Origin of the sequence: Paenibacillus dendritiformis, assembly GCF_015845845.1 — a bacterium.
Lineage (GTDB): Bacteria > Bacillota > Bacilli > Paenibacillales > Paenibacillaceae > Paenibacillus_B > Paenibacillus_B dendritiformis_C.
In genome coordinates, this window is record NZ_LDIG01000173.1 from 19,913 (window position 1) to 32,516 (window position 12,604).

The 12,604-nt window shown below is 57.9% G+C and carries 10 protein-coding genes and 2 pseudogenes; 8 read left to right on the forward strand and 4 right to left on the reverse strand.

The annotated features are described in order from the left end of the window. Window positions 1-112 precede the first annotated feature (112 nt). The 4 genes and pseudogenes from mnmL to ABD76_RS18290 all read left to right on the forward strand — a co-directional run bounded on the left by mnmL (window position 113) and on the right by ABD76_RS18290 (window position 2,875). Window positions 113-1,075 carry a tRNA modification radical SAM protein MnmL/YtqA gene (gene mnmL, locus ABD76_RS18275; protein ID WP_197258637.1) on the forward strand — a complete coding sequence of 321 codons (963 nt, stop codon included), beginning with the start codon at window positions 113-115 and terminating at the stop codon, window positions 1,073-1,075. Between the two features lies 1 nt (window position 1,076). Further along, the gene (gene mnmM, locus ABD76_RS18280) at window positions 1,077-1,682 is read left to right on the forward strand and encodes a tRNA 5-(aminomethyl)-2-thiouridylate-methyltransferase MnmM (RefSeq protein WP_197258629.1); all 606 of its coding nucleotides are present in this window, start codon (window positions 1,077-1,079) and stop codon (window positions 1,680-1,682) included. A gap of 21 nt (window positions 1,683-1,703) precedes the next feature. Further along, window positions 1,704-1,883: pseudogene (locus ABD76_RS18285) on the forward strand (VOC family protein); the annotation flags it as partial. 23 nt (window positions 1,884-1,906) lie between these two features. Then, window positions 1,907-2,875, forward strand: coding sequence for a type I phosphomannose isomerase catalytic subunit (locus tag ABD76_RS18290; protein ID WP_197258630.1), 969 nt, complete (start codon window positions 1,907-1,909; stop codon window positions 2,873-2,875). Between the two features lie 128 nt (window positions 2,876-3,003). Here ABD76_RS18290 and ABD76_RS18295 read toward each other — a convergent pair whose 3' ends face one another. After that, window positions 3,004-4,902 (reverse strand): helix-turn-helix transcriptional regulator, encoded by a 1,899-nt coding sequence (locus ABD76_RS18295; RefSeq protein ID WP_197258631.1) that lies wholly within the window; start codon window positions 4,900-4,902, stop codon window positions 3,004-3,006. Window positions 4,903-5,028: 126 nt separating this feature from the next. Here ABD76_RS18295 and ABD76_RS18300 point away from each other — a divergent pair, with 126 nt between their 5' ends. From ABD76_RS18300 to ABD76_RS18315, 4 genes are all read left to right on the forward strand, one after another. Further along, window positions 5,029-5,856, forward strand: coding sequence for a CPBP family intramembrane glutamic endopeptidase (locus ABD76_RS18300; RefSeq protein WP_242069633.1), 828 nt, complete (start codon window positions 5,029-5,031; stop codon window positions 5,854-5,856). A gap of 193 nt (window positions 5,857-6,049) precedes the next feature. Next, on the forward strand, window positions 6,050-7,459 hold the full coding sequence (locus ABD76_RS18305) for an MBOAT family protein (RefSeq protein ID WP_197258632.1): 1,410 nt from the start codon (window positions 6,050-6,052) through the stop codon (window positions 7,457-7,459). A gap of 42 nt (window positions 7,460-7,501) precedes the next feature. After that, window positions 7,502-8,629, forward strand: a complete 1,128-nt coding sequence (locus tag ABD76_RS18310) for a DHHW family protein (protein WP_197258633.1) — start codon at window positions 7,502-7,504, stop codon at window positions 8,627-8,629. Window positions 8,630-8,721: 92 nt separating this feature from the next. Continuing rightward, a complete protein-coding gene (locus tag ABD76_RS18315) occupies window positions 8,722-9,960 on the forward strand; it encodes an aminopeptidase (RefSeq protein WP_197258634.1) in 1,239 nt (412 codons plus the stop codon). 107 nt (window positions 9,961-10,067) lie between these two features. On the opposite strand, the gene ABD76_RS18320 is transcribed toward ABD76_RS18315, so the two are convergent. The 3 genes and pseudogenes from ABD76_RS18320 to ABD76_RS18330 form a co-directional block, all read right to left on the reverse strand. After that, window positions 10,068-10,535 carry a hypothetical protein gene (locus ABD76_RS18320; RefSeq protein WP_197258635.1) on the reverse strand — a complete coding sequence of 156 codons (468 nt, stop codon included), beginning with the start codon at window positions 10,533-10,535 and terminating at the stop codon, window positions 10,068-10,070. A 66-nt stretch (window positions 10,536-10,601) separates the two neighbouring features. Then, window positions 10,602-10,841: pseudogene (locus tag ABD76_RS30435) on the reverse strand (DUF2167 domain-containing protein); the annotation flags it as partial. 356 nt (window positions 10,842-11,197) lie between these two features. Beyond that, window positions 11,198-12,496 carry an IS1380 family transposase gene (locus tag ABD76_RS18330; RefSeq protein WP_197253375.1) on the reverse strand — a complete coding sequence of 433 codons (1,299 nt, stop codon included), beginning with the start codon at window positions 12,494-12,496 and terminating at the stop codon, window positions 11,198-11,200. Window positions 12,497-12,604 lie beyond the last annotated feature (108 nt).

Here is a 12,604-nt window from a genome sequence, read left to right on the forward strand (position 1 = left end):
GCGCTGCGGCAGGCCGGCGCGGCGTGCGCCCTTGGCGCTCCCGCACGCCCCGGATCCGGAAGCAGCCGCTTTCCTCCCCGGGCGACTTCGATTAGGAAAGGGCTTGTCATCATTGAAATATCCGAAGCTTGAACGTCCGCCTGTCCCCCTCGATTGGGGGGACAAGCGGTTCCATACATGGAACGCCGAGATGCGCCGCCAGTTCGGGGGCAAAGTATTCAAGGTGATGCTGGATGCCGGCTTCACCTGCCCGAACCGGGACGGACGCATCGCCATCGGCGGCTGCACCTTCTGCAGCTCGCGGGGCTCGGGCGATTTCGCCGGCTCCCGCCGCAACGATCTCGTTACCCAATTCAATACGATTCGCGACCGCCAGCACGCGAAATGGCCGAACGCCAGCTATATCGGCTACTTCCAGGCCTACACGAATACGTATGCGCCGGTCGATACGCTGCGCGACTATTTCGAGGTCATCCTGGAGCAGCCCGGGGTCGTCGGCCTGTCCATCGCGACCCGTCCCGATTGCTTGCCGGACGATGTCGTCGAGTATTTGGCCGAGCTGAACGAACGGACCTATCTGTGGCTGGAGATGGGCCTGCAGACGGTTCACGAATCGACCTCGAAGCTCATCAACCGAGCGCATGACACCGCTTGCTACGAGGAGGCCGTCGCGAAGCTGCGCAAGCACAATATCCGCATCTGCACCCATATTATATATGGACTGCCGCAGGAGACGCATGAGATGATGATGGAGACGGCGGCAGCGGTTGCCCGCATGGATGTGCAGGGCATCAAGCTCCATCTGCTTCATCTGATGCGCAAAACGCCGATGGCGAAGCAATATGAGGCGGGCCTGCTCCGCTTCCTCGAAATGGACGAATATGTGAAGCTCATCGTCGACACGCTGGAGATGCTGCCGCCCGAGATGATCGTGCACCGCGTGACCGGCGATGCCCCGCGCGACCTTTTGATCGGACCGCTGTGGAGCCTGCGCAAGTGGGAAGTGCTGAACGCGATCGACGCCGAGCTGCGCCGCCGCGATACGTGGCAGGGCAAGCTGTGGAGGGAGAGTTAACATGGGCTTCCTCTCCGTACTCAGCTTCGCGCAGCAGGCCGTGAAGGAGCGCGTGCAGCCGGGCGACCGCGCCGTGGACGCGACGATGGGCACTGGCGTGGACACGCTCTTCCTCGCCCGGCTCGTCGGGCCGCGCGGGTCGGTCGCGGCCTTCGATATCCAGGCGGCGGCGCTCGAGCTGACCCGCCGCCGCCTGGAGGACGCCTTCGGCGCGGACGGCGGCGCGCGGGTCGAGCTGCTGCGGCACAGCCATGCAGCGATGACCCGCGCGCTCCCCCCGGCATGGCATGGAACGACGGCGGCCGTCATGTTCAACCTCGGCTATCTGCCGACGGTTGACGCGGACAAGCGCGTCATGACGGAGCCGCCCACGACGCTGGCGGCGCTGGAGGACGCCCTGACGCTGCTGCGTCCGGGCGGGGTGCTGACCGCCGTCGTGTATCCGGGCCATGCCGGGGGCGACCGCGAAGCGGACGCCGTCCGCGCCTGGGCGGAGGCGCTGCCCGCCGCCAGAGGCCAGGCGGTCGTCTACCGGATGCTCCAGCGGCCGGAGGCGCCTTACGTCATCGCGGTCGAGAAGGCACGCTCCCGAAGCGCGGAGCGGTAAAAAAGACTGGGCGGTTCCGTCGTTCATCATATCGCCTTCACCGTCGACGATATCGAGGCCGAATTCGCCCGCATTCAATCGCTCGGCTCTGTCGAGCTTATCGATCAGGAAATCGTCACCCTGCCGAACGGCAGCCGCTGCTTCTTTTTCCATGGGCCGGACGGCGAGTGGCTTGAATTTTTCCATAAGACCACCAAATAGAGACAACGGGAGTGAGAGACAACATGACAACACCATACCCACTGAAATTTCAACCTGAGTTCAAGGAACGCGTCTGGGGCGGCCGCGCGCTGACGCAATTCGGCCTGGAGCTGCCGGAAGGACATATCGGCGAGGGCTGGATGATCGGAGACCATCCGAACGGAACGACGAAGGTCATCAATGGCGAGCTGGCCGGCCAAGGCCTCGATCAAGTGCGCGAGCAATACGGCAAAGAATGGTTCGGCAAGAAGGGCTTCTCCGAGAAAAACGGCCGCTTCCCTCTGCTCATCAAGCTGCTCGACTGCAATGACGATCTGTCGGTGCAGGTGCATCCGACCGACGATTATGAAGGGCTGCCGGAAGGCGAGCTGGGCAAAACCGAGATGTGGTACGTGCTCGATGCCAAGCCAGGGGCCAAAATCATCTATGGCCTGAAGGAAGGAATCGACCGCGAGGCCTTGGCCGCGGCCATCGCGGAAGGCCGCATCATGGAGGCGCTGCAGGAGGTTCCGGTCCAGGCCGGCGATTCTTTCTACATTCCGGCCGGCACGGTGCACGCGCTGTGCGCCGGCGTCGTCGTCGCCGAGGTGCAGCAGAACTCCGATACGACGTACCGCCTGTATGATTATAACCGTCCGGGCCTGGACGGCAAGCCGCGCGAGCTTCATGTCGAGGACTCCTTGAATGTCATTGCCTATGAAGGCGCAGGCGCGACCCGGATGAAGACCGATAACGCGAAGCCGAATGAATGGCTGACGCTGGCGGAATCGCCATACTTCCGCGTAGAAAAAGGCATCGTGAAGCAGCCGTGGAGCCTGTCCACGACGCCCGACAGCTTCGTCATCCTCGTCGTATGCGAAGGCACGGGCACGCTGCGCTGGGCCGATCAGGAGCTGCCGCTGGCTGCCGGAGAATGCTTCCTTCTCCCGGCGAACCTCGGGGCGTACACGCTGGAAGGCGACTGCACGGTGCTCCGTTCCGTCGCCCCTTAATGCGCTGGAATCAGAGCGCTACTCTCTTGCGAGCGGAGCGGACCATAGACAGGAACAGAGCAAAGAAGCCGGGGAATCCCCGGCTTCTTGTTCTATTCACGGCTGTAGACACGCGGGCGGGGCGGCTCTCAACCACCGGCACGCAGCAGTCCGGCTTCGCGCCCGACGTTCGCGGCCGACTGGCGATCGCGCACGCCGAGCTTCGCGTACAGCGAGGAGATGTAATTGCGGACGGTTCCCTCCGACAAATACAACCGCTCGGCAATTTGGCGGTACTTCAAGCCCTGCGCCAGGCCGTCCAGCACCTCGCGCTCCCGCGCGGTCAACCCGAACGGGTCCCCGGCCGCATCGGGTTCGGGCGGAACGTCCCGCGCTTTTCGCTCCTCCTCAGACTGCCGCAGCCGCTTCATCTGCGCGATAAGCGTGCGCGCCATCGCTTGATCGACCAAGGTTCCTCCTTGATACAGCATGCGCTCGCTCGCCAGCAGCTCCCGGGGATGAATCGATTTGAGCAAATATCCTTCCGCGCCGGCCTCGATCGCGGCGACCGCCAAATCGACCTCGTCCACGGTCGTAATCAGAATGACCTTCACCTGCGGATAGCGTGCCTTCACCTCCCTCGTGCAGGCCAGCCCGTCCATCTCGGGCATGCGGACATCCATCAGCAGCACATCGGGCAGCTCCCGCTCCAGCATGGCGAGAACCTCTTTTCCATGAGCTGCCGTCCCCATCACCTCGATGCCGTCTTCCTGGCCGAACAGGAAATGGAGGCTCTCTCTGACCAACTGCTCATCATCGGCGAGAAGAATGCGAAGCGGACCCTCTTCCTTCCCGGGAGACACATTCGGCAGCGGCAGCGCACAGCGCACCGAGGTGCCGGACTCCCGCCCGGAATGAATATCCAATGAACCGCCATAGGCCTGCAGCCGTTCGCGCATCGAGGATAGCCCAAAACCCGGCTCCTGTTGCGCCATTCCCCGTCCGTCATCCCGAATCCGCACCGCAACCTCATCCTTCGTATAGGTTAGCAGGCAGTCTACCTGCTGGGCATGACCATGCTTGACCGCGTTCGTCATCGCTTCCTGGGCGCAGCGGATAAGCAGCAGCTTATGCGAGGAAGAGACGGGCAGCCGCTTCCCCTCCACCGCGAACGTGCCCGCAATCCCGGTATTCTGCTGGATCTGAGCCGTAATCCGGCGTAGCGCCGCCCCCAGTTCTTCCCCGTCTTCCGGCGCCAGACCGTGAATATGGTTGCGAATGGAACCGAAGCTGGCTCTCGCATGCTCCAGCAGCAAGCCCAACCGCTGCTGCGCCTGCCCGGGATCGCGCGCGATTGCCGACTGCACCGTCTCCAGCCCCATCATCAGCGAGACATGGGCATGTCCGATCGCGTCATGCAGCTCCGCCGCCACCCGGGAACGTTCCTCCTGCAGCGTCAGACGCTCCACCTGCTCGGCATACTGCCGGATGACCCGGTACTGCCGCTCATTGTCGTGAAGCAGCTGCTGCAATCGCGATTGGGTATGGACAAGGAGATTGAAGCCGATGCCAATCCCGTACAGCACAAAATGATTCACGCTCTGATCGACGGCTTGGGGCACGGACAATTTGCCGCTGAACAGCCCCATAAGGGGGAACAAGATCAGAATGTGAGCCGACCAGCGGACGGAACGCGTCGTTGCCAGATACCCCGCGAGCAGCGTGGCCAGCACCATATTGTCGAGATACTCTCCGGAGGAGAAATGCATCATCACATTGATGCTGCCGAAGCCGATTATTTCCGAGGCAATAAACCTTTCCGCCCGAATATGCGACGGCCGCCAGAACAGCAGCGGAACGAGGCTGGCGATGAGAAAAAGCGTTACCGCGGGCCATTTCGGATCGTCCGCCACAGCCGAGAACCCGGCCACATAGATAGCGCTTGTCGCGATCCAGAACAAGTACAATCCAAATAATGACCAATCTATCCACTGCCATGGACGATCATGGGCGATCCGATCAGGCAGTGACAATCGTTGTCTATCCATGAGCTGCTCCTTTTTCACCATCATATATTCGTATGGCCACAGACACGATATTCCTCACTATGACTGCGTTCCCCCATTGTAATATGCTGTCTCTGCGAACAAAAGAAAAACTTTGGAGGAATGCATATGTTTCCACGAATGAATGACACCATGAAAGCTCTCGCGTATGCGGTGCTCGTGCTGCTGATCGGCATCGGCTTCGCCTTCCTGCCGCAGGTGAATACGCTGCTCTATATGTCGACGCCCGCTGTCGCCGCGCTTCTGATGATGCTCCTCGTAACCGGAGAAGGGTGGCGAAAGCAGGGCTGGGCTCAACTGGGCCTGTTCCGGTTCGGCTGGAGGGGGATGCTCCCTGCCTTGGCGATCCCTATCGCCATTATGCTCCTGAGCTATGGGACGGCCTGGCTGGCCGGTCTCGCGGACGTCCGTATCCCCGGCCAGTTCGGCGGTTATCCCTGGAGCTATTCCCCGCTCATCCTCTTCGTCATGTTCCTCGGAAATATCGTGACGACCTCGCTGGGCGAAGAATTGGGCTGGCGCGGATATTGGCTTCCGGCGCTTGTCCGGTCCTTTGGGGAGCGTCGCGCCTATCTGTTCAACGGCTTCGTCCACGGCCTATGGCATCTGCCGATCATGTGGCTGACCGGGTTGTATCACTCGGAGCAAGCGCTCTGGTTCGCTTCGCTTATGATTGTGCTTAGCTGCATCGCCCTCGCTCCGGTTGTCGGCAGCTTGCGGATGCGCACGGACAGCGTCTTGCCGGCCTCTGTGCTGCATACGGCGCATAATCTGTCCTGGAATGTGCTGTCCGGCCTTACTGCCGCCAGTTCCCCGCTTGTCTACTATATTAGCGGGGACAACAGTATCCTGATCACACTCTGCTATGGAATGATAAGTATGCTCGTATGGGCACGCTCCGGAACGGCACGCGCCGCCCAATCCGTCAACCATTGACCTTCGGCATCCAATTTGTGGATAATGCAACAACCGGATCATCAAGCAGGAAGGCCTTTATCTGGCGCTGATCATTTCGGAAAAAGCGGAAGATGTCGAGAAAGCATTCACAGCAGCGCTGAAGCCGGACGGCAAGTAATGTTCCCGCCTTGCGCATGCGCATGCCGGCAGACTTGGAGGGGAGGAACGGCAAGTGGTATTTAGCTCGATCGTCTTTCTGTTTACGTTTCTCCCCGCGGCGCTGCTGCTCCACTATGCGTCTCCCCGGCGCGGGAAGAACGCGGCGCTCTTGCTTATCAGTCTTCTTTTCTATGCGTGGGGCGAGCCGGTATATATTGTGCTGCTGCTGTTCTCCTCCGTCACCGATTATGCGAACGGACTTCTGATTGAGCGGTTCCGGGGCAGAGCGGGGCTGCAGCGCCTCACGCTCATTTTCTCCCTCGCGGTGAATGTGGGCGTGCTTTGCTTTTTCAAATATGCCGATTTCCTGATCCATTCGCTGAACGGCGCATTCGGGACGTCGATCGCTCCGCTTGATCTGCCGCTTCCGATCGGGATCTCCTTCTATACGTTCCAGACGATGTCCTACACGATTGACGTATACCGCGGCCGATGCAAAGCCCAGCGCAGCTTTATCGATTTTGCCGCCTTCGTGTCGATGTTCCCCCAGCTTGTCGCCGGGCCTATCGTGCGCTACGACGAGGTGGAGAAGCAACTGGCAGAGCGAATCATCAACCTGGAGCAGTTCGGATACGGGGTAAGGCGCTTTATTATCGGACTGGGCAAAAAGGTGCTGCTTGCCAACAATATCGGCATGCTGTGGGATATGAGCCGCAGCGGAATCGATGATCTGACGACGGCGGGCGCATGGATGGGCATCATCGCTTTCGCGTTTCAGATTTATTTCGACTTCAGCGGGTATTCCGATATGGCCATCGGACTGGGAAGCATGCTCGGCTTTCGCTTTCCGGAGAACTTTAACTATCCGTATATCTCCGCCAGCGCTTCGGAATTTTGGCGCCGCTGGCATATGACGCTTGGCTCCTGGTTCCGGGACTATGTCTATTTCCCGTTGGGCGGAAGCCGCACCAGCAAGCCCAGGCTCATGTTGAATCTGTTTGTCGTCTGGTTCCTGACCGGATTATGGCATGGCGCGAGTTGGAATTTTGTGTTGTGGGGCCTCTATTTCGGCCTGCTGATCGGGTTGGAGAAGCTGTGTCTGGGAGCATGGCTGGAACGGCTGTGGCGGCCGGTCAGGCATGCTTACCTGATCATGGCGGCCCTCTTCGGCTGGGTGCTGTTCGGAGTCGAAGACATCGCTTCGATCGCGAACTATATGGGAACGATGCTTGGACTCGGAGACAGCGTTCTTCTCAATGGAACCGATATGTACAATCTGCGGAATTACGGCTTGCTGCTAATCGTCCTTGTCATCAGCGCGACGCCTCTCGCCGCCCGGGCGACTGCCCTGCTGCAGCGCCGGCCCGCCCTGCAAGCCGCCGTCTCGGCGGCCGATTACGCGCTGCTCGCCGGAATGCTGTTCGCGAGTACCGCTTATTTGATTGACGGAACGTATAACCCCTTTCTCTATTTCCGGTTCTAACGGCAAGGCCTATCCCTATTATCTCAGGAAGGAGGATGGAACATGACCAACAGACGCGCCGCCTGGCTGACGGCCGGCTTTCTCGCCTATATCGCCGTGCTCAGCCTGTGGAGCATCGCGCAGCCGGACCGCAAACTGTCCGAGTTCGAGAACCGGTCGCTTCAGCAGTTCCCTTCCTTCTCCGCCGCGAAGCTCCGGGATGGGCGCTATACGGCGCAGTTAGGGAATTACTTCGCCGATCAATTCGCTGCGCGCGACGCTTGGGTCGGCCTCAAGTCGGATTTGGAGCGCCTTAGCGGGAAGACGGAGAATCGTCAAGTCTTTTTTGGCAAAGACGATTATTTATTTGAGCGCTTCCAGACGCCCGGGGCGCAGTACGAAGCCAATATGGACGAGATCCGGCGGTTCGCCGCCCGGCATGCCGGCGTCACGATGCATATGCTGCTCGTCCCTTATTCGCAAGCCGTGTACGCCGATAAGCTTCCGGCATACGCCGAGGGGACAAGCTATGATACCGCGGAATTCATTCGCGGCACATATGAAGCGCTGGGCACTGCTGTGAAGCCCGTATCCGTCCTGGATGCGCTGAGACAGCGCAAGTCCGATTCTCTCTTCTTCCGCACCGACCATCATTGGACGATGCGCGGCGCTTATTGGGGATATGCGGAATTCGCCCGCGCGGCCGGCTTTGAACCGGTCCCGTTGGAGAGCATGTCGTCGCGCGTTATCAGCAGCGGCTTTTACGGAACCTATTACACGAAGGCGAACCATCGCCATCTGCCCCCGGACAAGCTGGAGCTGCTGGACCAGGCCCTTCCGCCCTATACGGTCTGTTACTCGGACGCCTCCGCTTGCTCGGGTTCCTTCTATCATATGGAGGCGCTGTCCGAACGCGATCATTATCAGGTGTTCTTCAACGGCAACCACGCATGGACGACGATAGAGACGGGGGCCGGGACCGGCCGCAGCATTGTCATATTCAAAGATTCGTATGCCAACGCGTTCGTTCCGCTGCTCGCGCAGCACTATTCCAGCATCCATATGATTGACCTGCGTTTTTTCCATGAATCGGCAGACGACTATCTGTCCAGGCATCGCTTCGATCACATTCTGTTCCTGTATGGGGTGAAGACAGTGGCGGAAGAGGATGTTTTCAAATGGCTCAATTAATCGCGAGCTTACTTCCCGCCGGGTTTTTGATTGCATCGCGGAAATGAGTTATATTGGAAACATAGGTTCATTTTATATCGAGGAGGATTCCGATGACTGCAGCAACATTCGAACAGAATTTGAAAAAATATGCCAACCTCATCGTCAAGGTCGGCGTCAACGTGCAGCCGGGACAGGAAGTGTATGTGTCGGCTTCCACCGAAGTCGCCCCGCTGGCCCGCCTGGTGGCGCGCGAAGCGTATGAAGCCGGCGCTTCCAATGTCCATGTCGATTGGATCGACGAGGAGCTGTCCCGCTTGAAGTATGAAAAGGCCGCCGACGAAATGTTCACGGAATATCCGGAATACGAAGCACTTAAGCGGAACACGTTCGTCGACAAGCGGGCCGCCTTCATCGCTATCGTCTCGTCCAACCCGGATCTGCTCAAAGGAATCGATCCGAAGCGCATCGGCAACTTCCAAAAGGCTTCCGGCCAGGCGCTGGACCATTACCGCAAGGCGGTGCAATCGGACAAGGTCAGCTGGACGGTCGTCGGCGCAGCCAGCGCAGACTGGGCAGCCAAAGTGTTCCCGGACGCAGGACGCGAAGAAGCGGTAGAGAAGCTGTGGGACGCGATTTTCTCTTCCGTGCGTCTCTATGCGGACGATCCGGTCCAAGCCTGGGAAGAGCATAACGCCACCTTACATAAAAAGGTCGATATCTTGAACGGCCATCATTTCCACAAGCTGCATTACCGCGCTCCGGGAACCGACTTGACCATTGAGCTTCCGGAGAAGCATGTGTGGGTCGGCGCAGGGAGCACCAACGAGAAGGAGATTCCGTTCATGGCGAACATGCCGACGGAGGAAGTGTTCACCGTGCCGAAAAAGGACGGCGTCAACGGATATGTATCCAGCACGAAGCCGCTCAGCTACGGCGGCAATCTGATCGACAACTTCAAACTCACCTTCGAGAACGGCCGCATCGTCAAAGTCGAAGCCGAGCAAGGCCAGGAGATTTTGCAGCATCTGGTCGATACGGACGAAGGCTCGCATTACTTGGGCGAGGTGGCGCTTGTGCCGCATCATTCTCCGATCTCGGAGTCCAATATTTTGTTCTACAATACGCTGTTCGACGAAAATGCCTCCAACCACCTGGCCATCGGCAGCGGCTACGCCTTCAACATTGAAGGCGGCAAAAAAATGTCCCGCGAAGAGCTGGATGCGAACGGCGTCAACAACAGCATCACGCATGTCGACTTCATGATCGGCTCCGCCGAGATGGACATCGACGGCATCCTGAAGGATGGCACCGTGGTTCCGGTGTTCCGCAACGGCAACTGGGCCATCTAATCGCCTCGCCAAGCGAGCGATTCACAGAACAGCGCCCCTGCGCCGGGCGGCCTGGAGACATTCTCGGGCCGCCCGCACGCAGGGGCGCTGTATTTCCTTGCTTTCTTTTAGATCGTCTGCAAATCGGCGAAAAGGTGCTTCAACCCCTCTTCCTCGTCCACATGACGGGCAAGCTCCTCCGCCCTCATTTTATATCCGGCCGCGTCTTCGGCCTTGTTCATCAGGCTGGCAGCCCGCGCCAGCGCTTCATAAGCATAGGCGGTGTCGAATGCCCCCAGGCTGAACTTGCGGCAAATATCCATGCAGCGTCTGGCATGATACATGGACGGTTCCGCCATTCCCGCGACGGCATAGACGCGGGAGATCTGCCACTCTCCGCGGGCGAACTGGAGCTCGCATCCAACGACGCCCCAATGGTACCGCGATGCATGCGCCGCATGGATCATCATATCGGTTTCCTCCGGCGTGCGATCCGTCTTCTCCATCCATTCCCATACCTTGTTGAATAATTGCTTTGCGCTTTGCTCATGGCTATCCAGGTCGGTTTGCGCCGGATAGTTCATCATGGAGGTCATGGACATTGCTCCTTCTTCTATTTGAGTGTTAAGCTGTCACGATTGTTGTGCCTGCTCTTGGCTCGGTTACGTTGCCGGCGGAGGCGGCGTATTGTTGTCCCGCACCGACTCGCTCTGAATCTCGTTCTGCATTTCATTTTGTGCTTCAGCAGGCTCTTCCTGTTTCTTTTTCTTGCCGGTGATGAGACGCCACACACCGACTATAGCCGCGACAATGACGATCCAGAACTTCTTCAGCACGGCCAGAAATCCGAGCTTCTTGGCGACCGCCAATCCGGCTCCGCCCAGCACGAGTCCGGTCAATCCGTATTCCGCTTTTTTGTCCGTTGATTTATCGAAGTCCTCATACCGCTTGCCTTGCGTTACCTGAAGGTAGACATCACCCGCTGCTCCAGCTCCTTCCGATCAGCCTGCAGATGCTCGGGATCGGAGACGAGGATAATCGATATATAACCGGTCCGCGTCAACACGCGCATATTATAATTAACCCAGATTTCGAAAGCCCGTAATGGAGGCGAGTTAGTAACCTACTAGGGCGGGTAGCAACTGTAATAAATAAGAAAATATCCAGTCCCATGAGCGCTAATTCGAAAAGAAGGGCATATTTTCCCCCTCCCCATCCCACAGAGGCATTGCATTTCCATGTTTATTTTTGGAAGCGGTCATTCCAGCGCAGCAACTTTTGTCGCGATCCGTAGCCAAGTGTAGCGGTTCGGGAAATCTCTCGCCAACTTGAGAATCACCTGCCGACTATGCTGGATGATGGTCGCGGCACAGAGGAAAAACTCCTGACGAAACCGGGCAATCGTATACCCGTGATGAACCGGTTCACAGCAGTCGCGTTTAAACCGTTCGTAGAGGTTGTATGCTAACAGCTTGATTAGCAAGTCGATTTCATTCGCGGTGAAGCGGCTTGTCGAAATGCGGTTGATGGAAAAGCCACGCTTGGCTTCCTTGATGTGGTTTTCCATGCAGCAACGCTGGTTGTAGAAATGCCACAGGTCAATCGGCTCCCACTCAAGGCTTGTGACGATCGCTTCATACTGCCAATCTGTATCAAGAAGAAGCCGAGATTGATCCCCATCGTACACCTGTGCTTTGCGGATGACGGCAACACGGCGTGCTTTCTTCCAGGAGGTGGCTTTGTAGACCAGTACAATGCCCTCGATGATCCACTCCTCATCGACAAATCGCTTCCAAACGGAGCAGCGTTGCACTTCCGCTTGAAGTCGCTGGGTCCATTTCAATTTTCCTACATACCCGATTCCTTTGGATTCCCATAAGCCGTAAAAGTCCTCACCGCCAAATCCTTTGTCAAATCGGGCATACTTCACCGGACGATCACCAAGCAATTCGAACGTCTGGCGGAGGAAGTCAGCGGCATTCGTGGATGAATGCGTATTTCCAGCACGAAGAACAGCGTTTAAACACAAACGAGATTGGCCTTCATAAGCCAACAGCGGATGGTAGCTTTTACGTCCCGGTTTGTGGGGATTCGTGCCAACGGCCGCGCCTTTTTGGTGACCAAAAACGGTTTCCACGGTGGAATCCAGATCCATGATGAGTTCATCGGGCAAACCAGGCGCGATGACCTGCTGATTCAACTTTCTCAAGTCGAGTGTGAAAGTTGGTTGCTTACCAAACCGATTCAATTCTTTATACAGCAAGGTGTGGTGTGGACAGCGTCCACCGAGGAAACGTTGCACAAGTGCATCCTGTTGCAACGCTCGAAAATGAAAAAGGCGTTCACAACCGAGTGTCCAGCCGATTATGAGGTAGAGCAGGATGCGAAAAACAGGGAACAGGGAGTGCCTGTGTTTGATGTTGCTCAAGTTCTGCAATGCTTTGTCCAGTTCGATTTTTTCGAGATACTCCAGGAATACTTTGCTTCCACCAACGCTGGAAGCGTGACGCAAGGAAAATTCAGTCTTGATTTTGCTGACGGGTGTGGTAGACTTCACCTAAAAGGTGCTCCTCTCTTTGGGTGATGTTGTTTTCGCAAACACTATTCTACCAAAGATTTGGGCCCTTTTTTCATTTTTCAGGCACAGTTACTTTCGAAATTCAGG

Excerpts from the sequence above, each read along its gene's own strand:
- mnmM (WP_197258629.1), top strand. The coding sequence starts at position 1,077 with ATGGGCTTCCTCTCCGTACTCAGCTTCGCGCAGCAGGCCGTGAAGGAG.
- ABD76_RS18300 (WP_242069633.1), top strand. The coding sequence starts at position 5,029 with ATGTTTCCACGAATGAATGACACCATGAAAGCTCTCGCGTATGCGGTG.
- ABD76_RS18290 (WP_197258630.1), top strand. The coding sequence starts at position 1,907 with ATGACAACACCATACCCACTGAAATTTCAACCTGAGTTCAAGGAACGC.
- ABD76_RS18310 (WP_197258633.1), top strand. The coding sequence starts at position 7,502 with ATGACCAACAGACGCGCCGCCTGGCTGACGGCCGGCTTTCTCGCCTAT.
- ABD76_RS18315 (WP_197258634.1), top strand. The coding sequence starts at position 8,722 with ATGACTGCAGCAACATTCGAACAGAATTTGAAAAAATATGCCAACCTC.
- ABD76_RS18295 (WP_197258631.1), bottom strand. The coding sequence starts at position 4,902 with ATGGATAGACAACGATTGTCACTGCCTGATCGGATCGCCCATGATCGT.
- ABD76_RS18320 (WP_197258635.1), bottom strand. The coding sequence starts at position 10,535 with ATGACCTCCATGATGAACTATCCGGCGCAAACCGACCTGGATAGCCAT.